This window comes from Pseudoduganella sp. R-32, assembly GCF_049913245.1.
Taxonomy (GTDB): Bacteria; Pseudomonadota; Gammaproteobacteria; order Burkholderiales; family Burkholderiaceae_D; genus Rugamonas.
This window is the reverse complement of record NZ_CP183987.1, coordinates 2,837,438-2,862,979: the sequence shown is the minus strand read 5'-3', so window position 1 is coordinate 2,862,979 and position 25,542 is coordinate 2,837,438. Positions and strand designations below refer to the sequence as shown.

Annotated in this window: 17 protein-coding genes; 7 read left to right on the top strand and 10 right to left on the bottom strand. The window is 64.2% G+C overall.

Features of this window, described 5'->3' with window-relative positions; genetic code table 11:
- Window positions 1-1,923 carry a TonB-dependent receptor plug domain-containing protein gene (locus tag ACN9MU_RS13175; protein ID WP_426344701.1) on the bottom strand — a complete coding sequence of 641 codons (1,923 nt, stop codon included), beginning with the start codon at window positions 1,921-1,923 and terminating at the stop codon, window positions 1-3.
- Window positions 1,924-2,005: 82 nt separating this feature from the next.
- Here ACN9MU_RS13175 and ACN9MU_RS13170 point away from each other — a divergent pair, with 82 nt between their 5' ends.
- Window positions 2,006-2,254: a hypothetical protein gene (locus tag ACN9MU_RS13170; protein WP_426171196.1), complete on the top strand. Its 249-nt coding sequence runs from the start codon at window positions 2,006-2,008 to the stop codon at window positions 2,252-2,254.
- Here the strand turns inward: ACN9MU_RS13170 and ACN9MU_RS13165 are convergent.
- From ACN9MU_RS13165 to ACN9MU_RS13145, 5 genes are all read right to left on the bottom strand, one after another.
- Window positions 2,227-3,318, bottom strand: coding sequence for an SMP-30/gluconolactonase/LRE family protein (locus ACN9MU_RS13165; RefSeq protein WP_426344700.1), 1,092 nt, complete (start codon window positions 3,316-3,318; stop codon window positions 2,227-2,229). The genes ACN9MU_RS13170 and ACN9MU_RS13165 overlap by 28 nt on opposite strands.
- A gap of 140 nt (window positions 3,319-3,458) precedes the next feature.
- On the bottom strand, window positions 3,459-5,018 hold the full coding sequence (locus tag ACN9MU_RS13160) for a DUF5060 domain-containing protein (RefSeq protein WP_426344699.1): 1,560 nt from the start codon (window positions 5,016-5,018) through the stop codon (window positions 3,459-3,461).
- Window positions 5,015-6,829, bottom strand: a complete 1,815-nt coding sequence (locus tag ACN9MU_RS13155; protein ID WP_426344698.1) for a glycoside hydrolase family 28 protein — start codon at window positions 6,827-6,829, stop codon at window positions 5,015-5,017. Before ACN9MU_RS13155 ends, ACN9MU_RS13160 begins: the two co-directional genes overlap by 4 nt.
- Complete coding sequence (locus tag ACN9MU_RS13150) at window positions 6,826-10,596, bottom strand: pectinesterase family protein (protein WP_426344697.1); 3,771 nt, start codon at window positions 10,594-10,596, stop codon at window positions 6,826-6,828. Before ACN9MU_RS13150 ends, ACN9MU_RS13155 begins: the two co-directional genes overlap by 4 nt.
- 1 nt (window position 10,597) lies before the next feature.
- Window positions 10,598-13,507 (bottom strand): TonB-dependent receptor domain-containing protein, encoded by a 2,910-nt coding sequence (locus ACN9MU_RS13145; RefSeq protein ID WP_426344696.1) that lies wholly within the window; start codon window positions 13,505-13,507, stop codon window positions 10,598-10,600.
- A gap of 174 nt (window positions 13,508-13,681) precedes the next feature.
- On the opposite strand from ACN9MU_RS13145, the gene ACN9MU_RS13140 reads away from it, so the two are divergent.
- From ACN9MU_RS13140 to ACN9MU_RS13120, 5 genes are all read left to right on the top strand, one after another.
- Window positions 13,682-14,341, top strand: a complete 660-nt coding sequence (locus ACN9MU_RS13140) for a FadR/GntR family transcriptional regulator (protein WP_426337442.1) — start codon at window positions 13,682-13,684, stop codon at window positions 14,339-14,341.
- A gap of 10 nt (window positions 14,342-14,351) precedes the next feature.
- A complete protein-coding gene (locus ACN9MU_RS13135; protein ID WP_426171187.1) occupies window positions 14,352-16,205 on the top strand; it encodes a glycoside hydrolase family 28 protein in 1,854 nt (617 codons plus the stop codon).
- Between the two features lie 25 nt (window positions 16,206-16,230).
- A complete protein-coding gene (locus tag ACN9MU_RS13130; protein WP_426344695.1) occupies window positions 16,231-18,213 on the top strand; it encodes a site-specific recombinase in 1,983 nt (660 codons plus the stop codon).
- 254 nt (window positions 18,214-18,467) lie between these two features.
- On the top strand, window positions 18,468-18,713 hold the full coding sequence (locus ACN9MU_RS13125; RefSeq protein WP_426344694.1) for a hypothetical protein: 246 nt from the start codon (window positions 18,468-18,470) through the stop codon (window positions 18,711-18,713).
- Between the two features lie 79 nt (window positions 18,714-18,792).
- Window positions 18,793-21,654, top strand: coding sequence for a response regulator (locus ACN9MU_RS13120; RefSeq protein ID WP_426344693.1), 2,862 nt, complete (start codon window positions 18,793-18,795; stop codon window positions 21,652-21,654).
- Here the strand turns inward: ACN9MU_RS13120 and ACN9MU_RS13115 are convergent.
- The gene (locus ACN9MU_RS13115) at window positions 21,651-22,190 is read right to left on the bottom strand and encodes a DUF4256 domain-containing protein (protein WP_426344692.1); all 540 of its coding nucleotides are present in this window, start codon (window positions 22,188-22,190) and stop codon (window positions 21,651-21,653) included. The two genes, ACN9MU_RS13120 and ACN9MU_RS13115, sit on opposite strands and share 4 nt — an antisense overlap.
- 114 nt (window positions 22,191-22,304) lie before the next feature.
- Here ACN9MU_RS13115 and ACN9MU_RS13110 point away from each other — a divergent pair, with 114 nt between their 5' ends.
- Window positions 22,305-23,327, top strand: coding sequence for a glycoside hydrolase family 53 protein (locus ACN9MU_RS13110; protein ID WP_426344691.1), 1,023 nt, complete (start codon window positions 22,305-22,307; stop codon window positions 23,325-23,327).
- A 13-nt stretch (window positions 23,328-23,340) separates the two neighbouring features.
- Here the strand turns inward: ACN9MU_RS13110 and trxB are convergent, their stop codons facing one another.
- From trxB to ACN9MU_RS13095, 3 genes are all read right to left on the bottom strand, one after another.
- Entirely contained in the window at window positions 23,341-24,288 is a 948-nt protein-coding gene (gene trxB / locus ACN9MU_RS13105; protein WP_426171177.1) for a thioredoxin-disulfide reductase, read from the bottom strand.
- A gap of 96 nt (window positions 24,289-24,384) precedes the next feature.
- Window positions 24,385-25,014: a glutathione S-transferase family protein gene (locus ACN9MU_RS13100; protein ID WP_426344690.1), complete on the bottom strand. Its 630-nt coding sequence runs from the start codon at window positions 25,012-25,014 to the stop codon at window positions 24,385-24,387.
- Between the two features lie 88 nt (window positions 25,015-25,102).
- Window positions 25,103-25,480, bottom strand: coding sequence for a thermonuclease family protein (locus ACN9MU_RS13095; protein WP_426171174.1), 378 nt, complete (start codon window positions 25,478-25,480; stop codon window positions 25,103-25,105).
- Window positions 25,481-25,542 lie beyond the last annotated feature (62 nt).

The window sequence follows — 25,542 nt, the reverse complement described above, 5'->3', positions numbered from 1 at the left end:
TTAGTATCGCATCGTCAATTTCAGGACCGCCCGCCGTTCGAACACATTGCGGCCGGGGTAGCCGCCCCACTCGCCATGCCGTGCATGCAGCAGGTTCTGTCCGGCGAGCGCGACGTCAATATGCTGGCTGGCTTTCCAGACCAGGTTCGTATCCAGCTCATGATACGACGGAACATGGGGTTTAGGCATGCTGCCGTTGTAACGTAATGTCCAGTCGAACTGGATGCGTTCGCCAATTTCGTGGGAAGAACGCAACTGCCAGTAGCTGTGCGGGTCGTTGATCAGGATGCCGATGCTGCTGGCGTCCTTGCTGCCTGGCTTGAGCCTGGTGTCGATGTCCTGCACCACCAAGCCGGCATTCAGGCGCCAGCGCAGCATCGGTTGCCAGCGCGCCCACAGTTCGATGCCGCGCGTGCGCCCTTCGGCCAGGTTGCGGAATTCGAAGATGCCGCGGTAAGGTTCGGCCGTGGCGTTCGGCTCCAGGGTGCGCAGCTTGTCGTAATCGGCGTACCAGGCCGTGGCCGAGTATGACCAGTTCTGCCCCGGCTGCGCCCGGTAGCCCAGTTCCAGCACCTTGGCCACCTCCGATTCGAACTCGGGGCTGGCGCCGACTGCGAAACGCGGCACGCCGCCGATCATGACCGGCGTGGGCGGCTGCACGAAGTCGCGGTCGGCGCGCGCCGGCGCCCGTACCGTGCGCGACAGCGCGCCCCAGACCGTTTGCCTGGCATCCGGGCTCCACGCGAGGCGCAGCGTGGGCAGCACTTCGGAGCCTGTGTAGGTGTTGTGCTCCACCTTCACGCCGGCGGTGGCGCGCAGGTTCGGCGACAACGCCGCCTCGTCCTGTGCGAACAGGTTCCCCCAATGCATATTGCGCTCGTAGGGCCAGAAGCCGAAGTTCGGCCCGGGCGTATTGTCGTCGCGCGAATGGCGATAGCCGCCGCCCCACGACAGCTTGTGGAGGCCGAAGCGCACGTCGTGCTGGCCTTCCAGCTCCACCGTATCGAGCCGGTCGACGTAGGCGTTGGGCTGGTTGCGTTCCGTGTGGTCCAGCACGAGCTGCAGGCGCAGCGCACTGTCTTCGGCCAGCTGGCGCATGTAGCGCGCCACCAGGTTGGCGCCGGACAGGCGGATATCGCGCGTGCCGAGCTGGCCCAGGTTGGCCTGGTAGGCGTCGCCCGACACGGCGAAGCTGCCTTGCTCCAGTCCCCAGTCGGCGCGGAAGCCGGCCTGGCGGCGCTGCATGCCGGTGTAGGTATTGAGGCCGGTTTCGGTCTCGGTGTCTTCGGAAGCCATGGCTTGCGCGTAGGCGCGGTAGTAGCCATTGTGCGGCAGGCGCCCGCCGAAGCGCAGGCTGGCGTCGCCCTCCCCACTCGACGCGGCGACCGACAGCAGCGTGCCCTGGCTGTCCTTCGCACTGCGCGTGATGATGTTGATCACGCCGTTGACGGCGTTCACGCCCCAGATGGTGGCGCCGGGGCCGCTGATCACCTCAATGCGTTCGATGTCTTCCATGACCACCGACTGGGCGTCCCAGAACACGGCGGAGAAGAATGGCGAGTAGACGCTGCGGCCGTCGATCAGCACCAGCAGCTTGTTGGCGAACGCGCCGTTGAAACCGCGCGCGCTGATCGCATAGTTGCGCGCGTCGATGCGCGCCACTTGCAGGTTTGGCGCCAGGCGCAGTGCTTCCGGCAGCGAGCGCACGCCGCTGCGGCGGATATCGGTGGCGCTGATGACGAACAGTGAAGCGGCGGCCTTGCTTAGCCTTTCTTCCTGCCGCGAGACCGAGGTGACCACAATTTCATTCAGTTGTTCCAGCGTGAGGTCGGCGATGTCGCCATCGGCCAGGCCCGTAGCGCGCGCGCCGGGCGCCAGGGACAGTACGGCCAGCAACAGCAAGGGAGTGGGATTCCTGTACATGGCGAAGAGGAAAATTGTCGTAGGGAATTATAGACACAACTATCCGGCGCACGATTCGCTGTGACCATATTGGCAACAGTATGTGCTTGTAAATTTGACAGGGGCGCCCAATATGGGCCGGACCGCACAGACAGGAGAAGCCATGTTCCCGAAACCGCCCCGGCCCGAACCGCCGCGCAAGGCAGTCGCCATGCAGGTCGTCCAGCAGCGCGTCACCGGCGCCGTCGATACCACGACGATCGTCGTGCCGACGCCGGCACCGCAGGCGCCCCTGCCGGCGGTGCCAGACGACGCGCCGGCCGGTCAGGGCCGTGGCATCCAGCCGATATAGGCTGCGTGCAGGCTCTGGATATAAAGACGGTCCTGGCTTTCCAGAACTGCCGTGGCTTCCGGGTAGGCGCCTGAAGGATCCTGCAGGTCGGCCAGCACCTTGCCATCTTCGCCGAAGGCGAACACGTGGCCATAGGCTTTCGGCACCGGCCACAGGGCGCGCGGCAAGCGCAGCGTGAGCTTGCGCATGAAGGGCTTTTGCGCCAGCTTGTCGATGGTCGGGTTGCGCGGCTTGACCAGGCCGGCCCAGATCTTGCCGTCACGCCCGCGCATCAGGTTGTCGGGATAGCCTGGCAGGTTGTCCAGCAGGACTTCGCGCTTGCCGCTTTGCGCGTCGATTTTCCAGATGCGGTAGCGGCCTGTCTCGCTGACGAACAGGCTGCGCCCGTCTCCCGACAGCGCGATGCCGTTGGCGAACGAAAAGCCGCCGGCGAGCACGCGCGTACTGCCGTTTGATGGGTCGTAGGCCAGCACGCGGCCGGTTGCCGACTGTTCGAGGATATCCAGCACGCTGGCCTCGAACGTGCCGCCCCACTCGGCGGGCGCAAAGCGGGTCGAGGCGTCGGTGAAGTAGATCATGCCGCTGGGGGCCACCACGACGCCATCGGCATAGCGGATTGGATCGCCTTGCGCGACTTGCGCGGCCAGTAAGGTGACCTTGCCATCCGGGGCAATCGCCAGCAGGCCTTTCATCGCGTCGGCTGCAATCAGGCGCCCGCCGGCGTCGAAGTCGAAGCCTAGCACCCGACCGCCGGTGCTGGCGAAGACTTCGCGCTGGCTGCCATCGGGCGCCATGCGCAGGATTTTTCCACTGGCGACGGCGGCGTACAGCTTGCCGTCCGGTCCCATGGCCAGGTGCTCAGGGCCTTGCTCGGTGCCGATGTCGATTTTCTGTAGGCCGGCGAGCCTCGTGTTCGGCGCATGCGCGCCAAGGTATCCCGGCGCCTGTTGTGGCGTCCACGAAACCGGTTCAGCGGGCACTGGCCACAGCAGCAGGTAGGCCAGTAACCCAGCCAGCGTCAGGGCGGCGCCGGCCGCGATCTTATGTCCCTTCGAGCTTTCCAAGAATGTCTCCCCATAACAAAGATGGCAGACATTTTAACTAATTGGCCCTGCGCGAACTGCGCCCGCATTTTCCCCGCCTGTGGCTTCCGCCGGCAGCGGCCATGAGGCGGCGGCGCCTGCCGCGGGTGCCGCGCCGCGCTTCACGGCAGCCTCGTGATGCGCAAGGCCATGTAGGGACGGCCGGGCAGCGCGATGCTGCGGCCGTCCTTGTCGGCGAAGCTGTAGTTGTCGCGTTTGCGGATTTCGAACGTGCCTTCCACCGGCGTGACCAGCATGTTCCAGGTATCGATCACCTCGGCCTTGAACTTCATGCCCTCCGCCAGGCCTGGCTTGGCCAGCACGAAAGGCCAGGCAACAGGCGCCTGGCGGCCGAAATAGCCCAGGTAGTACTGGCCAGGCTTGCCGGCAAACGGATACTCCTGCCATTTGTCGATCGGCTCCAGCCCTTCGGCCGGGCTGCCGGAAATGATCTTGCGGAAGAACGCCAGCCGCGGCGGGCTTTCACCGCGCATGGTCCCGCCTTTGCCCAGCCAGGACATGTCGCCAGGGTCCTTGAAGATTTCGCTATGACCGACATAAGTGCCGGCAATCGCCCCCATCCAGAATCGCAGCACCATCTCCTGCCCGGACAGCTGCCCCCAGCGGCGCTCGATATTGCCCTCGTATTTCACCTCGTCATAGACCACGGGCTTCGCGTACACGTCGCGCAGCAGCACGGCGCGCTCGAAGTCCTCCGCAATGGCGCCGCTTTGCACGCTGACGTGCGTTACCCAGGGCTTGGTGTGGTTGTACAGCATCATGGCATTGTGGATCGAGCGCAGGTGCCGGTAGGGATCGCGCTGCAGGACGATTTCGAAATACCGGTCCCACTCCGGCATCTGCTTCTTCACCAGGTAGTCGAATTCATTCGCCATCGACCACCAGACGTTGCGGTAGGAAGCCAGCCGCGCGACTACATAACGCAGGTAGCGCTCATTGACTTCGGCCGGCATCTGGTCGAAGCCCCAGAAGCCTTTGTCATAGGGATGGAACAGGATCACGTCAGCCTCGATGCCGAGAGCACGCAAGTCGCCGATGCGCTGCTCCAGGTGGCGGAAGAACTCGGGCTTGAAGCGCGTGAAGTCCCACTGTTTCGGCGGCGTGCCTTCGAAGGGGAAGCGCGGCGGCTGGTGCTTGACGTCCTGGTTCGGAAATACCAGCATGCGGATCTTGTTGAACGGCCCCGCCGCCAGGGTCGCCAGGGTCTGGCGCTCGATGGATTCCGGCTGGTGGGTCCAGCCGTAACTGGTGGTGCCGACTTGCCAGAACGGCGTGCCGTCCTCATAGCCGAAATGATGCACGCCCTTCACCCGCACCGGACCGTGGTTGCCGGGTTTCGCAGCCATGACCATGAAGCTGCCGCGCCTGCCGTCAAGCGTTGTGCGATTGCTGTGGGTTTCGTACTCCCATTCGCCGGCGGCATCGGGCATAAAGCGTACTCTGTACTGGCCATCGCCGTCGTAAAAGCCGTCCACCGTCATCTGGCGCGCGCCCTGGCGGAAGGTGGCTGAAATTTCCACCTCGGTGAAGGGATTGCCGTCGCGCGGCCCGCTCAGCGAAATTTCCTTGCTGCCCCAGCGCTCGACCGGACCAGCATCCTGCGCCTGCGCCCCCGCAGCGGCGAACAGGGCCGTCGCCAGCAGCACAAGCATCTTCTTCATACGTTCAGCTCCGTGTTGATGGTTTTCCCGGCTATCCGTACATTGGCAAGCCTGATGCGCCTGGCGTTGAAAACAAACCAGGGATCGGCGGCATTGCGCGGCGTGCCGAAATCGGCATCGGTGATGGAGACATCGCGCAGCGGCAGCACAGGCGTGCCGGGCGGCCCGTTATAGCTGCCCGCTACAGGGCCCAGCACCACCATGACCTGGTTGCAGGAGTAGGCCCCGTCCGGGCCTTGCACGTTGCTGGCGCGGATGCCGCTGAGGTGGACGTCGGACACCCTGGGCGGCCGGGTGCGCACGATGTCGTCCGCAGGAGCGTAGTCGCAGTCGATGGTCAGCACCGCGCCGCCGCCGGTCGAGGGCAGCTTGCCGCCCAGGCCGTTGCCCGGCAGGGGCTTGTACGGCCGTGGCGTGGTCTGCACGCCATTTGGCAGCGTGATGTTGCGCACGTAAAGGTGGCGCAGGTAGCCGCCGCGGTTCATATTGGTCTTCAGGCGGATCGCTGTCCACAGCGGGTCGCTGGCCCAGTGCGCGTTGCGGAACTCGATGTCCTGCGCATAGATATGCTCGATGCCGGCCGACATTTCGCTGCCCAGCGTGATGCCGCCATGGCCGCTGTTCATCACGCAATCCTGGATCAGCATATTGCGTGTCGGGCCGTATTGGGTGTCGCGGTTCTTGCCGGATTTGATGGCGATGCAATCGTCGCCAGTATTGAATTCGCAGCCTTCGACCAGCACCGTGTCGCAGGCCTCCGGGTCGATGCCGTCGGAGTTGGGACCGATGCTGTCCATGCGCACGCGCTTGATGTGCACGTTGCGCGAGTTGAGCGGATGGTGGATCCACATCGGCGTGTTGACGACCATATAGCCTTGCATCAGCACATTGGTGCAGTCGACGAACTGGATCATCGAAGGACGCAGGAAATGGCCAAGGCCGAATACCCGCTTTTCCGGCGCAACGCCGGCTTCGGAAAGCGCCGGCAACAGGCTTGCGTCCGCGCGCCAGCCCTCGCCCGCTCCCTGTATCCTGGCCCGCGCCTCGGCATCGAGCTGGGGCGCCACTTCCGCCAGCGAAGCCGGATTGGCCGGGTTCGGGATGGCCTGGTGCACGGCGCCGGGCAAGGCGCCTTTCGGGTTCATGCCCCACCAGCAGTTGCCGCCGCCGTCTTCGAAGGGAACGCCGGCCTGGCCGTTCAGGATGCTGCTCCAGTCTTCGCCGGTGAGGGCGATGTTCTGCTGGCCGCGCGCATAGACCATGGGGCTGAAGTTCAGGCAGTCGTTGCCTTGCCAGCGCGTGAGCACCAGCTTGCCGTTGCCGCCGCAGTCATAGTCGCCATCGCGCGCAAAGTCGGCAGGGTTGGCGCTGAACAGGATATGCGCGCCGGCCTGCAAGTGGACGTGAACGTTCGACAGCAGCGTGATCGGGCCTTTCAGGTACCAGTTCCCCGCCGGGATGACGACACGGCCGCCGCCCGCCTTGTGCGCAGCTGCGATGGCCGCCCTGAAGGCAGGATGGCTGTCATGCGATCCCGGCGCCTGCGTCTCCAGTTCGCCCTTGGCGCGGATAGTGGGATAGCCGGGTACCTTCGCCAGTTCGCAGGGCCTGGCGCCAAAGTCGCTCACCAGGTAGTCGCGCTGAGGAAAGCGGAGCGGCACGGCGAAGCGGCGCCGGATATCCTGCGCCCGCGACCACGGATCGGACGCCGCAACGGCCGATGCGGCGCTGGCAAAACCGAGCGCGCCCGCGGCGGCGGCGCCTTGCAGCAGCCTGCGGCGGCGCGCTGAATGCTGGACATTTTTACTCATGGCTGAGGGTTCCATCCTTTCCCGTTTGCGTATTGGGCGAAGACCTTGGCGCGGCTGTCATAACGGGCGGCGTCGGCGGGCGCCAGCACGCGCCCTGCTGCGCGCTGCGAAAGGTCCAGCGGCCTGCCCGCCAGGTCGGTGCTGCCGCCCTCTTCCCAGCCCTTGCCGGCGCGCGGCTTGCCATGCCAGCCTGCGGCATTGACGTGCGGCCCGATGCTGCAATTGATAAAGCGCACATTGTCCCAGGCCGTGGCCACGCCCGGCCGCGCCAGGAAGGTTGCAGCGGGCGGCACATCGTTGCCGGCCGGCCCCGGTCCATGCGTCAGGCGGCTGTTCAGGAAGACGAAGCCGGGATCGTCTTCAGCCACGGTGCGCGCTTGCACCAGGTAGCCGCCGCTTGAGGGGTTGGCGCTGTCGCCTACCGAGCGGATCTCGGATTCTTCGAACAGGGCGGCACGGTTATAGCCCCACACAAAGTCCACATTCCCCGCCACCAGGCTGTGGTAGAACCAGGCGTAGCCCTTGACCTGGATCGTATCCTGCTCGCTGAGGAAATCGGCCTCGTTGGCGATCAGGCGGCCTTCGCTGTTGAAGTTGAGCGCTTCCGCCTGCGCCCCAATGGTCTTGCTGCGCCATGTCGTGTTGACCAATGTCAGCCTGTCGAGGCGCAGCAGGTCCGCATCCTCGACCAGGAACACTGAACGGCCGCCGCCGGCCCCGGGTGCCAGCGGCAACTGGCCGTTGCCGCTGCCAGGATTGACGCCGTCGCTGTTCTCGCCGGCGATGATGGCGCCATGGCGGCTGTCACCACGCAACGTGACATTGTCCTTGCCGCGCAGGTAAAGCAGGCCGTCGTGCTTGGCGTTGGCGAGGCTGATGGTAACCGGAGTCGCGCGCGGGATGTTCTGCATTGCGTGGTCCAGCGCGCCCTGCACGGTACGGAAGTCGGCCTTGCCTGCCGGCGCCACGCGCAGCGTCGTGCCCTGCGGGGCGCGTTCGCGGGTGCGGAAGGTCCAGCCGACCTGCTTAGCGACGCCTTCGAACGGGACCTTGCCCAGCGCGGCGCCCGTGAACACCTTGCCGTCCACCAGCACGTAGTAGTCGGTGCCGTATGCCAGCTTGCCGTCATGTGGACGGATCGTGGCAGTAGCGCCATCGAGCGTGATCGCCTTGTAGCGGACGACGCGCTTCACGCCGTCCCGGCTGGCGCCGATTTCGTCCAGCTCCAGGCCGGGGCGGATGACGTCGACCGTCACATTGTCTTTGGCGCGGACGATGCGGACCGATCCGCTGTCGCCGAGAGCCGGCGCCTGGTCGAAACGAAGCTGCAACCGCGTGTCGACCGGGACGTCGCGCTCCCCCGCCGCCGGCGACACGCTGCCGGCAGCCAGTGCGCCGCTGCGCGAAGAGGCTGCAAACGCCGCCCCCACGCGAACCGCCAGCGTCGCCGCCACGTTCGGATCGTCCGCGCTGGCGAGCCTGACTGCCGCAAAGCCCGCGCTGCGGGGCGCCAGCATGAGTTCCTCACCGTCCACGCTGGCGTCAAGCACCGAGGCATCGCTCGAGCTGGCGGCAAAGCGCAGGGCGCGAAGGCCGCCGCGGCTCGCGGCGCGTACCGTAAAGCGCTGGGGCGGATCGCCGGCCTGCAAGACTAGCTGCTTGTGCTGGTGGGCCAGGCCGATGCTGGTCGGCGGCTGCGCCGCGCTTCCCGCACGCAAGCCATCGATCTCGAACTGGCCGTCTAGCGCCAGCACGCCGATGCGCGGCGGCAGCGAATTGGCTTCGTCGACACCGATCAGGCGCGTGCCGTTCAGGTAAGCAGTAAGTGCCGCGCCGTCGACGTCGAGGCGGATCGTGTAGAACGCCTCACCTGCATCCGGCTCGATGCGCACCTGCTTCAGGAATTTCGGCTGGCCGTCGATCATGCGCAGAATATTGACCGCCATCGTGCCGCCCGGCGCGGCTTCCAGGCCGAAGCCAAGCCAGTTACGGTCGTCTGCGTAGCGCGCAATGACGTAGCCGCTGCGTTTCGCATCGGTCGCCGCCGATCCCGGCGCAGGCCTCAGGCGCGCCTCGACATGGTAGGCAGCGCTGGTCGCCGCCGCGGTTTCCGCAGCCGGTACCAGCGCCACGGCAGCCGTCGGCGCGGCAGGAGAGACCAGCCACGGTTCGCCGCGGCACCACGCCGCGCCGCCGGCGCAAGCAGCCCCTTCGCCAACGCGCACCAGCCGCACAGCCATGTAGGGCCGTCCCGGAAGCGCAATGCTGCGCCCGTCCTTGTCGGCGAAGCTATACGTATCGCGCTTGCGCATTTCAAACACGCCCGGCACCGGCGTGACGGTCATGTTCCAGGTATCGATCACCTCCGCCCGCAATGTCGCGCCTTCGGCAAGCCCCTTGTTGTGCAGGACCACCGGCCAGGAAACCGGCGCCTCGCGGCCGAAGTAGCCAAGGTAGTACTGGCCCTGCCGCCCCGCGAACGGGAAGCCCTGCCATTTGTCGATCGGCTCCAGACCCTGCGCCGGGCTCTCCGCCAGGATCTTGCGGAAGAACTCCAGCCGTGCCGGGCTCTGGCCACGCAGCACGCCGCCCTTGGCCCACCACACCACCTCGTCCGGCGAAGTGTAGGTTTCACTGTGGCCGACGTAGGTGCCGGCAATCGCCCCTTCCCAGAAGCGCAGCACCATTTCCTGCGGCGTCAGGTTGCCCCAGCGCTGAGGGAAGTTGCCCTCGTATTTGACTTCGTCGTACACCACCGGCTTGTTGTAGACATCGCGCAACAGCACCGCACGTTCGTAATCCGTAGCCAGCGAACCGCTTTGCACGCTGACATGCGTCACCCAGGGCTTGCTATGGTTATAGAACTCGAATGCATTGTGGATGGAGCGCAGGTGCTGGTAGGGATCGCTCGCCTGCACGAGCTGGAAGTAGCGGTCCCAGTCCGCCATCGACTTCGACTTGATGAAATCGAACTCGTTGGCCATCGACCACCACACGTTGCGGTAGGCCGCCAGGCGCGCCACGATGTAGCGCAGGTAGCGCTCATTGGCCTCCTGCGGCATGGCGTCAAAGCCCCAATGACCCTTGTCGTAAGGGTGGAACAGGATGATGTCCGCTTCGATCCCGAGATCGCGCAACTGTCCGACGCGCTGCTCCAGATTGCGGAAGAAGGCCGGGTTGAAGCGGCTGAAATCCCACTGCGAGGGTGCCTTTCCCTCGAAAGGATACAGTGGCGGCTCGTTCCGGTTGAATTCATAGCGCTTGGGGAAAACGCCCATGCGCAGCTTGTTGAACGGCGCCGTAGCCAGCGTGCGCAAGGTCTGCTCCTGCAAGGCCGCCGGCTGGTTGGTCCAGGAGTAGGACGTGGTGCCGACCTGCCAGAACGGCGTTCCATCGGCATAGGCGAAATGCCAGGTATTGTGCACGCGCACCGGCCCGCGGTTGCCCGGCTTCGGCGCCACCACCTGGATCTTGCCCGTCTTGCCGGACAAGGCGTCCCGGTTGCTGCGCGTTTCATACTCCCAGGTGCCGACGCTATCCGGCATGAAGCGGATCTTGTACCGCCCGTCGCCATCGTAAAAGCCTGCCACGGGGACGCTGCGGCCCCCTTGCCTGAACGTGGCCGTCAGTTGCACGTCCAGGAAAGGGTTGCCGTCGCGGGGCCCGCCCAGCTCGATCTCGGCCGTGCCCCACCGTTCCACGGGATCGGCTTGCGCCGCTGCCGACAGCAGCAGGACGCAGGCCAGCAGCAGGCAACGCAGCAGCATCTTAGAACTTGAACTCCACCGAGAAGCGATACACACGGCCCAGCATGTCGGCCATCGAAGTCACGTACCCGCCGCTATAAGTGCTGTTGGAGGTCAGTGGCGGCCATTCCTCGGTCAGGTTGTTGACGCCGAAGCTGAGGGTCGTGTTCTTGAAGCCAGTGTAGTTCACGTTCAGGTTGTACTGCTTGTAGGCCTCCACTTCGGTCAGGGTGGAACCGGCACGCGGGGTGACGTCGGTCACGCTCGAGTTATAGCGCTGCGACAGCGTGGTGGCCCAGGCGCCGTTGGTGTAGGTCACCGAGGCGGTATGCTTCCAGCGCGGGTTGATCTGCGGCAGGCCAGCCAGGCCGGCGTTCGGACCCGAGCCGCCGTAGCGGCCATCGTTGGTGATGATGCCCACGTTGCTCAGCCAAGCACCGTTTTTCTCAGACTGGAACTCATACTTGTCCATATAAGTGCCGTCCAGTTTCGCGTCGAAGGTGCCGAAGCTGGTTTTCGGGAAGCGGTAGCTGGCCGACAGGTCCAGGCCGCGGATGCGGGTCTGGCCGCGGTTGGCCTGGCTCGCCACGATGTGGTCGATGGTGCCGTCCGCATTACGCACGAAGTTTACGTCGTACTTGGCTGGATTCTGCTGGATCTCGGCAATGGTCACCGCGCCCAGCACGTCGCGCAGCTTCAGGCCCCAGTAGTCGACGGTGATCGACAGGTCTTTCACCGGCTCCAGCGCGAAGCCGAGCGAGAAACCGCGCGATTTTTCCGGTTTCAGGAAATCGTTGTTCGGCGACTTGGTCCAGTAGTTGGTGGCGACGTTACACACCTGGTCATAGGTATAGCCGGCCTTTGGCGTGCCGGTGCCTGCCACCAGCGGCTGCGAGCTTGGGCACAGGACCGGATCGTCCATCACCTGGTTGCGCACTTCCGGTGTCGGGTTCTGGATGTCGATGATCGACGGCGCGCGGAAGCCGGTATTCACGTTGCCGCGCAGGACCAGCTGCTGGAACGGCTGCCAGCGTGCGGCCAGCTTGGGGTTGACGGTGGTTTGCTTCAGGTCGTAGTAACGGTCGGCGCGCACCGCTGCATTCAGCAGGAACTTGTCGGTAATCGGCGCATCGGCCTCCATCAGCAGCGAAGCGATGGTACGGTGGATCTTCTTGGCGACGCCTTGCGGGGTCTCGCCCACCAGGTCCGATTGCACCACGTTGCCTGCCGCATCGATGTTGTAGCTGCCGTCGGCTTTCTTCAGCACGTAGTCCAGCGGCGCATTGAAGGTCTGCGCGCCGTCGCGGCGCAACTCGCCCGAAACGGCCAGGGTCAGCGGACCGCCCTTCAGGTCCCACACGCCCTTGGACAGGGTCACGTCGACACTCTGGTTGAAGGCCTTGTTAAGGCGATAGGTATAGTCGTCCGCCTGGATGCTTTGCAGGTAAGCCAGGCCGGCCGCGTCCTGCAGGCCGAACGGGTTCAGGGTACCGTTATTGAAGCCTTCCTGCGCCTTGGTGTACGAGATATAACCTGCGCCGGCACGCGTATCGCGCTTCGACTCGCCGTAATTCAGGCCGGCGCGGTAGTCCCAGCCCAGCACCTCGCCTTCGGCGGTCAGCACGATGCGGTCGTTGGTCTGTTCGTCGTTACGGTATGCAGGGCCAAGTTCGGCAGGACCCCACTGGAAGTAGATGGTCCGGTTGTTCATGTTCAGGTTACTGACCGTGCCCGGCGTCTTGGCCGGGTCGATGAACATGGTCGGCGTGTTGCTGCCGGTATTGCTGCCCACCACCTGAACGGCCGGCGTGATGCCCTTGCCCGGATAGTATTTGCTGGAAGCCGGCAGCGAATAAGTGGTGAACGGGTTGGTCGACCCCGGCGCCTGCATGCCGCGGTATTTCTGGACCGTGAACTCCGAGTGCAGGATGTCCAGGTCCACCTTGTGGCCGCCCGGCAGGTTCATGCTGGCGCGGCCGCTGATGTTGGTGATCTCGCTGCCGTCGGTCACCGCATTCCAGTACAGCGGATTACGGGCGCAGCCCGGCGCATACACTGGCGGCGTGGCGGTGCTGTTGTTGCCCAGGGTCGGTGTGGCGTACGGCGACAGGCAGCCGGTGGCGAAAGTCGGGTTGTAGTTCGAGTTGGCGTTGCGCGCGAAGCCGAAGTTGGCGGCCGGGGTCGCGTTGCGGGCGTCCGGCGTGATGCCCAGGCCCAGCGTGCGCAGGATGGCAGGGTCGTGCTGCTCCGGGCGGTCGCTCTGGAACAGCGCATCCTTCTTCTGGTGGTCGATCGCAATATAGGCGTTCCAGCCGTCGCGCGACAGGTTGCCGGCGCCCAGGATCATGCCGAAGCTCTTCGTATCGGCGCCGCCCTTTTCCGTCGGCGCGTATTCGGCCTTGACCGAAGCGCCTTCGAAGCCGCGCTTGGTGATGAAGTTCTGCACGCCGCCGATGGCGTCCGCGCCGTAGATCGACGCGGCGCCGCCGTTCAGGGTTTCCACGCGGTCCAGCGCCATGCGCGGCATCACGTTGACCGAGACATACTGGTCCTGCAAAGGCTCGTTGGCCAGGCGGCGGCCGTTCAGCAGCGTCAGGGTGCGCATCGGCCCCAGGCCGCGCAGGTTGATGATCGGCCCGGCCGCGCCGCTATTGGTGCCCAGCGACAGCGACTGCGGCATTTCCAGCACCAGGTCTTTCAACTCGGTGTTGCCGCGCGCCTGGAGTTCGCTGGACTTGATGGTGACCAGCGGGGTGGCGCCCTCATTGGCTACACGGCGGATCAGGGAGCCGGTCACCACCACCGAAGCCACCGGCTCTTCCGCCGGGGCCGCGGTCTGTGCGGCTGCCTGGTTCGCCATCTGAAGAACGGCCGCTGCTACGGCTGCTGCCAGCACGGCGCGTTTGGTTTGAGGGCCTGCAACGTAATTCATGAGTCTCCTCCAGTTGTATGATCAAATTGGTTTGATCGATTTTCGATTTTGGTATAACCACAGACTAAAGTGGTTAGGCCAATTTCACAAGAAGAAATTGCAAGCTTGTGCAAAAAAGCCACTATTGGCCAGTCCAGATTGTTGTTTTGGCCTGACCACATTAGAATTGCGCACATGGAGACCAGACTATATAGACAGGTGGCGGACAAGATCCAGGCGATGATCGCCACCGAGGGATATGGAAGCGGCGATCGCCTCCCGTCGGAGCGCGAACTTTCGGCCAAGCTGGAGGTGAGCCGGGCGTCCCTGCGCGAAGGGTTGATTGCGCTGGAGCTGGGCGGGGTGATCGAGGTGCGCAGCAATTCCGGCGTCTATATATGCGACCGTCCAGGGCACGCGCCCGCCCTGCCCGAAGCCGGCCCGGGACCGTTTGAAGTGCTGTCGGCGCGGCGCGTGATCGAGGCCGAGATTGCCGCCATCGCCGCGCAAGTGGCCACCGACCGTGCGATCGACGCCATCCTCTTCGCGGTGGAAGCCATGGAGCGCGACCACGACGACGTGGCCACCAATGAACAGGCTGACCGCAACTTTCACATGGCGATTGCCAATGCCACCGGCAACAGCGCGCTGGTGGGCGTGATGAACCACCTGTGGGACCAGCGCGGCCACCTGTGGCACAAGCTCAAGGAACACTTCCAGACCGAAGAACTGCGCAAGGAAACCCTGGGCGATCACCGCGCCATCCTGCAGGCCATCGCCAGCCACGACCCGGGCGCCGCCCGCAAGGCCATGCGGGTGCACCTTGGCCGCGTGACACGCACTTTCTCTGCTTAGGAGACTTGATTTGAACGCACCACGACAACTACGCCGCCGCAAACTGCTGCAAGCCGGCGCCGCCGCCCTGCTCGCACCGCAATGGCTGCCCGCGCTGGCGGCCTCCCCGCCCAGCCGCGCCAATGCCTGGCGCCGTGCCGACGCCATCGCCGCTGCACTGCGCGCTCCCGTCAGTTTCCGCAACGAGGATTTCCTGGTCACGGATTTTGGCGCCAGGCCTTGCGGTACCAAGACGGTCAAGGCCTGGGTTACCCACGACGACCAGGAGCTGGTCCCGACCCAGGCCGACGACGCCCATGACTGCTACGCAGGCTTCAAGGCGGCCATCGACGCCTGCGCTGCCGCCGGCGGCGGACGGGTCGTCATTCCCAAAGGGCACTGGTACTGCGCCGGCCCGCTGGTGCTGCGCTCCAACGTCCACGTCCACCTGCAAGCCGGAGCCCATATCCTGTTCTCGCAGTACCCCGACGATTACGCCCGCCACGGCGACTTCGACTGCGACGCAAACGGCAAGCTGGTGCTCTCGCGCTGGCAAAGCAACGATTGCCTGAACTACTCGCCCATGGTGTACGCCGTCAACGCCAGGAATATCGCGCTGACCGGCGAAGACTGGACGTCGAAACTGGACGGCCAGGGCGGCGTCGCCTTCAACGAAGCCGGCGATTGCTGGTGGTCCTGGAAGGGCCGCAACCGCACCATGAATGCGGTCTCTCAGACCACGGCGCCCGGCTACAAGGAAGGCCAGCCGACGCAAGTGGTCCCCAACCCGCTCAACAAGCCGCTGGCGGAAATCGCCCCGGGCCTGAACGCCGCCCAGCGCAAGCTGATCGAAGGCGAAGGCGACAAATGGCGCAGCGACGAGCGCTACCTGCCTGCCTTGTCCGAAGCAGGCCTGCCGGTTGAACAGCGCGTGTTCGGCAAAGGCCACTACCTGCGCCCGCCGATGATCCACTTCATCAACTGCAGCAACGTCCTGCTGCAGGGCTACCATGTGCAGAACACCCCTTTCTGGCAGCACCACCCGGTCAACTGCCGCAACCTCGTGATCCGCAAGGTCCACGCCGAAAGCCGCGGCCCGAACAGCGACGGCTTCGATCCTGAAGCCTGCGACCATGTGCTGGTGGAAGACTGCGTCTTCGATTCCGGCGACGACTGCATTGCCATCAAGGCCGGCAAGAACCGCGACGTCCAGTACGGCCCAACGCGCAATATCGTGATCCAGGGCTGCACCATGCACAGCGGCCACGGCGCCGTGACGCTGGGCTCCGAAATGGCCGGCGGCATCGAGCACGTCTACGCCCGCGACCTGGTATTCGAGAACGTGCACTGGGAGACCGATCCGCTGAATATCGCCATCCGGCTCAAGACCAATATGAACCGCGGCGGCTACCTGCGCCACTTCTACGTGAAGAATGTGAAGATCCCGAATGGCGTCCAGCTCAGCCCTTCGCACTACGCCCTGCTGCCCGGGTCGCCGATCGACACCAGGGGGCTGGCCACCGCCGCCGGCGCCGTCGTTTCCTTCGACTGCGACTACCAGCCAGGCGCCGACAGCGTTCGCATCCGGCCGCCCGAGGTCTCCGATGTACACATCGAGAACCTCACCGTCGGCAACGTGACCAAAGGCGGCACCTCCGGCTCCTGCTACCAGGCCATTGCGATCCTCGGCCCCGTCGCCAGCGATTACAACGGCCCGCAGCCCGCACCGCCTGTGCTGCCGGTACGCCGGGTCACCATCAGCAACTGCGACTTCGGCAACCCGGTCAATGCCGCACAGCCGGTCTGGCTGTATAACGTGGCCGGCCTCGCGCTCGAAAACGTCAGGATCGGCGGCAAGGTCCTTAAGGCTACCCTAAGCGCCTGATTGGACAAGCAGCGCGATCGCCAGTATGCTGTCGCGAATGATGATGGACAGCATACTGGCGCGCATCCAGGCCACGGCCCCGTCGCGCGATACCTCCCTGCTGCAGGAACTGGCCGGCACCGTACGTCCCCGCCATGCAAATGACCTGCAACAGGCCACCAACCGCCTGCGCGCCCTGGCGCACCTGCTTGCCACGCGGCCAGAGTGGGCGCAAGCCCTGTGCGAATACCTGGCCGAAGTAATCGGACAGCGCAAGCTGGTGCACCTGCTCACCGATACCGGCGTGTTGCAGAACCAGGGCTTCTTCGGCGAGCTATGGCGCCGCCTGAATCACAAATGGCTGCCGCCGACCGTCAACGACGCCTACCTGAAAGACGTCTTCGGCCAGATCTTCAATCGCCAGGATGACTACAAGTGGGTCAACGGCGTGGAACCCACGGTCTGGCTGGACTTGCTCAGTACGCTCCAGTTGCCGCAGCATGGCTGGCTGCAGGGACAGGCGCTGGGTGAACTGCTGGAAGCCATCCAGGTGCTCTCCTACCGCATCAGCGCCATCGGCCTGGAGCCTGAACTGGTGCGCGTCCATCCGGACATCGAACGCTTCGAATCGCCCTTCCTGCGCCAGAATGCCGAAGTGGTGCAGCTGACCGAAGCCTGGCGCGCGCGCTTGGTCGACACCCGGGCCGCAGTGCCGGATGCCCGCCACCTCGACGTGCTTCTCAGCCAGTGCGAAGAAATCATCGGCCGTTCGCGCAAGGCGGCATCGGTGCAAGGGGTGTCGGTCAGCCTGACCCGCCTGTTCCTGCGCCTGACGCAAAGCATCGGCCGCCTGCGCACCCTGCTGGACCTGCTGGAAGCGCCCTCCTTGCAGGAATCCCTGCCCAGCGCGCTCGGCCTGTTCCAGCAACTGGTGGAAGCCGACAATCGAAAACTGAGCCTGACCGACCTGTTCCAGACCAATACCGAGTTGCTGGCCTTGCAGGTGACGGAGCACGCCGGACGTTCGGGCGAACATTATGTCGCCAGCACGCGCGCCGAATGGCTGTCCATGATGCGCTCCGCCGCCGGCGCGGGATTCATCGTCGGCTTCATGGCGACGCTCAAGATATTGATGGCCCGCCTGCTGCTTGCCCCGATCGGCTACGCCGCGCTGTATAGCCTGAACTACTCGCTCGGTTTCATGCTGATCCACGTGCTGCACTTCACGGTGGCCACCAAGCAGCCGGCAATGACGGCGGCGCGCATCGCCGCGGCAATCGACGAAGGCCAGAAGAAGCTCGATGAACTGGCCGAGCTGGTGGTCAGGGTGCTGCGCTCGCAATTCGTGGCAATCGTCGGCAATGTGGCGCTTGCCATGCCCACCGCCTTCGCCATCGCCGTGGGGTGGCAGGCGGCGTTCGGCCAGCACCTGGCCGGCGCGGAAAAGGCCCAGCACCTGCTGCACGATATCGACCCGCTGCATAGCCTGGCCTTGCCGCATGCGGCAATCGCCGGCGTGTGCCTGTTCCTGGCCGGCCTGATCTCGGGCTACTACGACAACAAGGCGGCTTATAACGACATCGCCGCGCGCCTGCGGCAGCTGCACTGGTTGCGCTGGCTGCTGGGCGAAAAGCGGCTGGGGCGCGTCACCGATTACATCGGCCGCAACCTTGGCGCACTTGCAGGTAATTTCTTCTTCGGCATCATGCTCGGCACAATCGGCACCATCGGATACGTCCTGGGCCTGCCGATCGACATCCGCCATGTGACCTTCTCGAGCGCCAATTTCGCTTTCGCACTGGTTGGGCTGGACTACCAGCTCAGCACCGAGCAATGGCTGCTGTCGCTGTCAGGCATTGTGCTGATCGCGCTGACCAACCTGGCGGTCAGCTTCTCGCTGGCCCTGATGGTTGCGTTGCGTTCGCGCCGCGTCAGTTTTGGCCGCGGCCGGGCCCTGGCCGGCCTGGTATGGCAGCGCTTCCGCCAGGCGCCGCGCAGCTTTTTCCTGCCGCCGCCCGAGGCGCCCTGAAGCGCACAGACCTTCCTGGCTGGCCGGGGCATGCTAATGAACTCGTCCCGAGCAATCGGAAGCCGGGAACACCGCTTCCGTTGATGGCTTCACTACACGGTTACTGTCATTCACGATGAGGCGGCAAAACTTGAAGTGAAGCCTTGCCGCGTGCTACAGTGCAGCACTACGCTCCGGCATGCCCGAACCCGCCCGCCGCCGCCCCGATATCCGCTGCACCCCACTCTTGTGCGCTAGCTTCACCATGAAACTGCATGCGCACGCCCACATCTTCCATTATCCTGAATGCCCACTGCATTGATTTCGTCTACGGCGGCGTCTATGCCTGGGCCTATCTTGCCATGGCAGGGGTAGCCGATCCCGAGATCATTGCCATTTTGCGCACACCCTTCGACCGCTGGGGCGATGCCCATCCCAGTATTGCCGACGTTGCCGAGCGGGCGATGCGCACAGTGGGAATCCAGCGCCCAGTCGAGGCCTACAACTGTACAATGCCATGACCAGCTTACAACTTGCCCATCCGAAGGAAGAAGCAACTTGGCTCAAATTCGGCAACCAAGAAGGCCCACCATTCGCCGCATGCTGTTTGCACTCGTGCTGGCATGCGCCCTCCCCGCGGCCCTGGGCTTCGGCCTGCTGATCCAGCACTTCTATACCCGCGAACGGGCCCAGGTCGAGCGCGATTCCCTGTTCGTCGTGCGCTCGATGATGCAGGCGGTCGACCGCGATCTCGACCTCGGCATCACTGCGGCCAGGGCGCTGGCCATGTCGGCGGAACTCGACCAGGGCGACCTGGCCAGCTTTCACCGCAAAGCGGTCAATATCGTCAATGCCGGCTTTCCCGGTTCGAACATCGTGCTCAGCACGCGCGACTCGGTCCAGCTCCTCAACACGCTGCTCCCCTTCGGCCAGCAGATTCCCGACCCCGGCAGCCGCGAACGTATCCAGCGCGTGTTCGAAACGGGGCAAGTCGTGGTGTCGGACGTCTTTATTGGCGGCGTTACCGGCAAGCCCCTGGTCGCGGTCCACGTGCCGGTCATACGGGGCGGCCAGGTCGTCTATTGCCTTTCGGTTGGCTACCAGCCCGGCAACCTGGGGCGCGTCCTCGCTTCCGGAACCCTGCCCAGGGATCGGGTGCTTGCCATTTTCGACCGTAAAGGCGTGATCATTGCACGCACCCACGAACCGGAGCGCTTTGTCGGCAAGCCCGGCTCGGACGCCCTGGTCAAGCGGCTGGGCGAGACCGATGAAGCCGTGTTCGAGTCCACGACGCTGGAAGGCATCCCGGTGTACACGATTTTCACCCGCTCCAGCCGCAGCGGCTGGGCCGTCGCGGTCGGCGTGCCGCGCGCCACCATCTTGCAGGAGCTGCTGGCCTCCGTCACCTGGCTTACCTGGATCGTGCTGGCGCTTCTGCTGGCAGGCTTCGGCCTGGCCTGGTTCATCAGCGGCAAGATCCGGCAGCTTGAAAGCCTGATCCACGAACGCACCGACCAGCTCGAGGACGCCAACGTGCGCATCAGCACTGTTGTCGACAGCGTCGGGGAAGGCATTGTCACCATCGACGAGCAAGGCCGGATCGAAACCTTCAACCGCGCTGCCAGCGAAATCTTCGGCTACTCAGCGCAAGAAGCCGTCGGCGCCGGCATCCAGATGCTGATGCCGGAGTCGATACGCGCCGCGCACCAGCATGGCATGCGGCGATTCCTCTCGGGCGGCGAGCCGCACGTGATCGGCAAAGGCGCCGTCGAACTGCCCGCATTGCGCAAGGACGGCACCCAGTTCACCATTGAACTGACCATCAGCGCCATCCGCGACGAGGGCAAATACCGTTTCGTCGGCGTCCTGCGCGACGTGACGGAATTGAAGAAGTCACAGGAAGCCTTGCGCGAGGCGGTCAAGGAAGCGCAGGCAGCCAATGCAGCCAAGAGTTCCTTCCTCGCCAACATGAGCCACGAATTGCGCACGCCGATGAATGCCGTGCTGGGGATGGCGCATCTGATGACCACCACCCCGTTGTCGCTGGAGCAGCGGCGCTACCTGACGATGCTGCGCACTTCGGGGCAATCCCTGCTGGCACTGCTGAACGACATCCTCGACTTCTCCAAGATCGAAGCCGGCAAGGTCCAGCTCAATACGACCCGCTTCGAACTTGACGCGGTACTGCACGCGGTATCCACCATCATGAGCGTGAACGCCGGCGAGAAGGAGCTGGAACTGGCCATCGGCGTCGAGCCGGACGTTCCGCGCATGCTGCTCGGCGATCCCCTGCGCCTGCAACAGGTGCTGGTCAACCTCACCAGCAATGCCATCAAGTTCACGGCAAGGGGTGAAGTCAGCCTGAAGGTCGAATGCGCGGAGTGCGACGAACAGCGCTCCGTCATGCGCTTTATCGTGTGCGATACCGGTATCGGCATCTCGGCGGAACAAAAGGCCAACCTGTTTGCGCCCTTTGCCCAGGCCGACGAATCCGTCACCCGCAAATTCGGCGGCACCGGGCTTGGGCTGGTGATCTGCCAGCGCCTGGTCGAACTGCAAGGCGGCAGCATCGCGCTTGAAAGCCGGCCGGGCGAAGGCAGCACCTTCACCGTCACCCTGCCCTTCGGCGCCGTGCCAGCCGGCCAGCAGCAGGCGCCAAGCGGCGCGGGCGCACGGCCGCTGCGCGTGCTGGTGCTGGACGACCACTTCACCAGCCGCGTCTACCTGTCCAAGACGCTGCAAGCCTGGGGCTGGGGCGTCGACGTTGCCTCCTCCGGGGCAGAGGTGGAGAAGATGCTCGCCCTCGCCGCCCAGCGCGACTTGCCTTATGACGTGATACTCGCCGATTGGAGCGTGCCCGGCGAAGACCAGCGTTATATCGAATCGCTGCGCCATGCGCAAGGGCCGGCAGTTCCCGTGATACTCATGGTGAGCGCCTACGAGCGCAGCAAAATGCTCGAAGACGATGCCGATCGAGAAGGCCTGCTCACCAAGCCGATTACCGCGTCCGCCCTGTACGATACCGTGCACGAGGTGCTGGACAAGGCCGACCTGCATGAGGTGCAGGCGGATGCAGCGCCGGCCTTGCGCATCAGCGGCCGCCTGCTGCTGGTGGAGGACAACGCGATGAACCAGCTTGTCGCAGTCGGCATCCTGGAGCGCGCCGGCGCTACCATCGATGTCGCCGGCAACGGCGAGGAAGCGGTGCGCATCCTGCGCGCCTCGCCCGAGGCCTACCGCCTGGTCCTGATGGATGTGCAGATGCCGGTCATGGACGGTTACACGGCGACCCGCATCATCCGCCAGAAACTGGGCCTGAAGCTGCCTATCGTGGCGATGACGGCAGGCGTCATGGAATCCGAACGCGCCGATTGCCTGGCGGCGGGAATGGACGACTTCATTCCCAAGCCCCTCGATATCGACGAGATGATGCAAACGCTGGAACGCTACCTGCCGCCTTAAACCCTCAGGATGCCGCGGAAGCCGCGCGCCGCGTAATACGACTCGGCGCCATTGTGGTACAGGAAGACGTGGCCGTAGCGCCGGTCGCAGAACAGGGCGCCGCCCTGCTTGCGGATGTCGGCTGGCGTCTGCACCCAGCTTGAACTCTTGCGGTCGAATTCACCCAGCGTTTGCAGGTGGCGGTACTCGGCCTCGGTCAGCAGCGTGATGCCGGTCGCCTTTGCCGCTTCCAGCGCGCTGCCGGAAGGCTTGTTTTCCTTGCGGCCATCCAGTGCGGCCTGGTCGAAACACAGGCTGCGCCGCCCTGTCGGGCTTTCCGGCGAACAGTCGCAGAACACGATTTCACCCGTCGCGGCGTCCATGCCCACGACATCGGGCTCGCCGCCGGTACGTTCCATTTCCTCGAGTACGCGAAGCTTGCCTGGATGCGCATCCAGGCGTGCCTGCACTGCGCTCCATGCCAGTTCCTGGTGGCGCTCCATGTTCTTGAGAAAGCGCTGTTCGAGGAGTTCGCTCAACTGATGGGATGTCTTCATCTTGAAACCTCGATCAAAGTCTCATATCAATCCTGCATGGCCCGCACCAGTTTCGTCATACCTGCGAAGCATGTCCTTGGTCTAGCATTGTGCCACCAAAATTAGCGAAAGAGGATGATGAAGAAGATTGGTGCGCTGCTTGCCTTGCTCCTTGCAATCGCGACGCCTGCCGGAGCCGGGGAATTTGCCAAGGGAGCCGACATCGGCTGGCTCCAGCAAATGGAAGCCACCGGCTACAAGTTCCATGACGAACAGGGCAAGCAGGAAGACGCCTTGCAAATCCTCAAGGACCACGGCATCAATACGGTGCGACTGCGCACCTGGGTCAATCCTTCTGACGACAGGACGAATGGCCACAACAGCAAGGACGAAACCGTGGCCATGGCCGTTCGCGCGCAGAAGATGGGCATGCGGGTGATGATCAACTTCCATTACAGCGATAGCTGGGCCGATCCGTCGAAGCAGAACAAGCCCGCTGCCTGGGCAGGCCACGACTTCCCGCGCCTGCTGGAAGACGTCTACAGCTATACCTATGACGTCATGTCCGCCCTGCAGGCGGCTGGCGTTGCGCCGGAATGGGTGCAGGTGGGGAATGAAACGCCGGGAGGGATGATTTATCCCGAAGGCAGCACCAGGAACTGGCCGCAACTGGCGCAACTGATCAACAAGGGCTACGATGCCATCAAGGCCGTCAGCCCGGCATCCAAGGTGATCCTGCACCTGGACCGCGGCAATGACAGCAAGCGTTTCAGGACCTGGTTCGACAATGCAAGGGCCAACGGCGCACGCTACGACGTGATCGGCATGTCGTACTACCCCTACTGGTTGCCCGGCAAGCCGGATTACAAAAAGTCGATCGACGCCCTTGCCCGCAATATGAACGACATGGCCGCGCGCTACGGCAAGGAAGTCATGATCGTGGAGGTGGGCGGCGAAGACAAACGCCCGCAAAACACGTATGAGATGCTGGTCGCCGTGCAGCGCAAGGTCAAGGCGGTGCCCAACCAGAAGGGCCTGGGCGTGATCTACTGGGAACCATTGGGCGCGCGCAGCTGGAGCAAATACCCGCTCAGCGCCTGGGGCGACGACGGCAGGCCGACCAGGGCGATGCAAGCCTTCCTGGCCGAAGAACCCTGACGCCCTGCCCGGCCTATCTGGAAAGCTGCTCCAGGTAGCGCTGTGCATCCAGTGCCGCCATGCAGCCTGTCCCCGCGCTCGTAATTGCTTGCCTGTAGATGTGATCCTGCACATCTCCCGCCGCAAACACGCCGTCGATCGAGGTCAGGGTTGCCATGCCGTCGAGGCCGGACTTCGTCCTGATGTAGCCGTCCCGCATCGCCAGCTGGCCTTCGAAGATGCCGGTATTGGGCTTGTGCCCGATGGCGATGAAGACGCCGTGCACCGCCAGCGCTTCCAGTTCACCGCTGGCGTCGCGCAGTACCGCGCCGCTTACTCCGGCATCGTCGCCCCGGACTTCGTGCAGCGTCGTGTCGAGTTTCAGGACAACCTTTCCCTCGGCAACCTTCGACATCAAGCGGTCGACCAGGATTGGTTCTGCGCGGAACCGGCTGCGCCGGTGGACCAGGGTCACGCGCGCCACAATATTCGACAGATAAAGCGCCTCCTCCACCGCGGTATTGCCGCCGCCCACTACCAGCACTTCGCGGCCACGGTAAAAGAAACCGTCGCAAGTGGCGCAGGCCGACACACCGCGTCCCATGAATGCCTGCTCCGAGGGGAGCCCCAGGTACTGGGCCGAGGCGCCGGTGGCGATGATCAAGGCATCGCAAGTGTACTCACCGGCATCGCCGACCAGCCGGATCGGTCGCTCATCAAGGTGGGTGGTGTGGATATGGTCGAAAATGAAGCGGGTGCCGAAGCGCTCGGCATGGTCGCGGAAGCGATGCATCAAATCCGGCCCCTGCACGCCCAGCGGGTCGGCCGGCCAGTTTTCCACGTCGGTCGTGGTCATCAACTGGCCGCCCTGCTCGAGGCCAGTAATCAGGGTTGGCTGCAGATTGGCGCGGGCAGCGTAGACAGCGGCGGTGTAACCGGCAGGACCGGAACCGAGAATGAGCAGGCGGGAATGTTGTGGCATGTCGGGATCCTCAAATAATCACAATGCAGGTTAATACCGGCATGCCGCGAAAAAGTTCATTCCTTCCTGCTGTAGTGGGCAATAAACCGCCTGGGCTTAGAAAGCCTTCTTGCCAGGCATCAGCTCGTGCGGGTGGCGCCAGCCAGGCAAGTCGCTGATGCGCCGTTTCCACGCTTCGATGTGCGGGAATTCAGCCAGGTCGATCCCGGTTTCCTCCGGCATGTAGACATAGCCAATCAGCGACAGGTCCGCGATGGTCAGGCGGTCGCCAACCAGGAACTTGTTGGCGGCCAGGTGCTTGTCGACGATGCGATAAGCGCCGATCGCACGATCTCGCAGGAACTGGGTGACGGGCGTGTCGCCGGTCTTCTGCAGGCCGTACATGAAGCGCAAGGTCGCGTAATAGCTGGTGAACTTGTGGTTGTCGAACAGGATCCAGCGCCAGATATCGCGCTTCTCTTCATCGGTGCGAGGACCGAATTTGCCGGTCACCTCGGCCAGGTAGTCGAGGATCACGCCGGACTGGCTGATCTTCAGCCCCTTGTGCTCGAGCACCGGAATCTCTCCCATTTCATTGAGATTGTCACGCCAGCCTTCCGTGCGCGTCTCGCCGCCGAAATAGTCCACTACCACAGGCTCCCAGTCCGCGTTGGCCAGCGCCAGGAAAAGGGCTGCCTTGTACGAGTTGCCGGAAGCAGCAAAGCAGTGCAATTTGAATTCCGCCATCTTGGTCCTCTTGAGTTGGGTGTCGTCAGGCGGATAATAGTAAAACAGATTGACGGCGGCTGCAGGGCGGCGCGCAGGGCACAGTCCACTAGTTCAGGTAGCTGCTGCGCGCCTTGCGCTCCTTGCGGAACAACCAGGGTTCGAGCGGCTCGCGTTCCGCCCATAAACCGACCCGGGAGCTGCGCGCTGCAGCCTGGATTGCCGGCAGCGAAGGATCATGGTTGTACTGGGGGTAGACCCAGGCCATGCCTTTGCGCACCTGCGCCACGTTGGCGTTGACGTCGCCGCAATGGACGACGGCCACGGTGCGTCCGTAACGATCCTGTTTCCCCGAGTCGAGCGTCGCGTCGCGGCCAAAGCAAAGGTCCGACAGCGACTGCTTCGAACGCGCGCCGAAAGACTGTTTCTTTTCCGGCGCATCGATATTCGCCAGGCGAACCTTGACCGGACGGCCCTTGCTCAGCACAGTCAGCGTGTCCCCATCGGAAACGCCGATGACCGTGTCTGCGTATGAATGAGTGCAAATCA

Excerpts from the sequence above, each read along its gene's own strand:
- ACN9MU_RS13145 (WP_426344696.1), bottom strand. The coding sequence starts at position 13,507 with ATGAATTACGTTGCAGGCCCTCAAACCAAACGCGCCGTGCTGGCAGCA.
- ACN9MU_RS13125 (WP_426344694.1), top strand. The coding sequence starts at position 18,468 with ATGCGCACGCCCACATCTTCCATTATCCTGAATGCCCACTGCATTGAT.
- ACN9MU_RS13160 (WP_426344699.1), bottom strand. The coding sequence starts at position 5,018 with ATGAAGAAGATGCTTGTGCTGCTGGCGACGGCCCTGTTCGCCGCTGCG.
- ACN9MU_RS13110 (WP_426344691.1), top strand. The coding sequence starts at position 22,305 with ATGATGAAGAAGATTGGTGCGCTGCTTGCCTTGCTCCTTGCAATCGCG.
- ACN9MU_RS13140 (WP_426337442.1), top strand. The coding sequence starts at position 13,682 with ATGGAGACCAGACTATATAGACAGGTGGCGGACAAGATCCAGGCGATG.
- ACN9MU_RS13115 (WP_426344692.1), bottom strand. The coding sequence starts at position 22,190 with ATGAAGACATCCCATCAGTTGAGCGAACTCCTCGAACAGCGCTTTCTC.
- ACN9MU_RS13175 (WP_426344701.1), bottom strand. The coding sequence starts at position 1,923 with ATGTACAGGAATCCCACTCCCTTGCTGTTGCTGGCCGTACTGTCCCTG.
- ACN9MU_RS13155 (WP_426344698.1), bottom strand. The coding sequence starts at position 6,829 with ATGAGTAAAAATGTCCAGCATTCAGCGCGCCGCCGCAGGCTGCTGCAA.
- ACN9MU_RS13100 (WP_426344690.1), bottom strand. The coding sequence starts at position 25,014 with ATGGCGGAATTCAAATTGCACTGCTTTGCTGCTTCCGGCAACTCGTAC.
- ACN9MU_RS13120 (WP_426344693.1), top strand. The coding sequence starts at position 18,793 with ATGCTGTTTGCACTCGTGCTGGCATGCGCCCTCCCCGCGGCCCTGGGC.
- ACN9MU_RS13150 (WP_426344697.1), bottom strand. The coding sequence starts at position 10,596 with ATGCTGCTGCGTTGCCTGCTGCTGGCCTGCGTCCTGCTGCTGTCGGCA.
- trxB (WP_426171177.1), bottom strand. The coding sequence starts at position 24,288 with ATGCCACAACATTCCCGCCTGCTCATTCTCGGTTCCGGTCCTGCCGGT.
- ACN9MU_RS13130 (WP_426344695.1), top strand. The coding sequence starts at position 16,231 with ATGCTGTCGCGAATGATGATGGACAGCATACTGGCGCGCATCCAGGCC.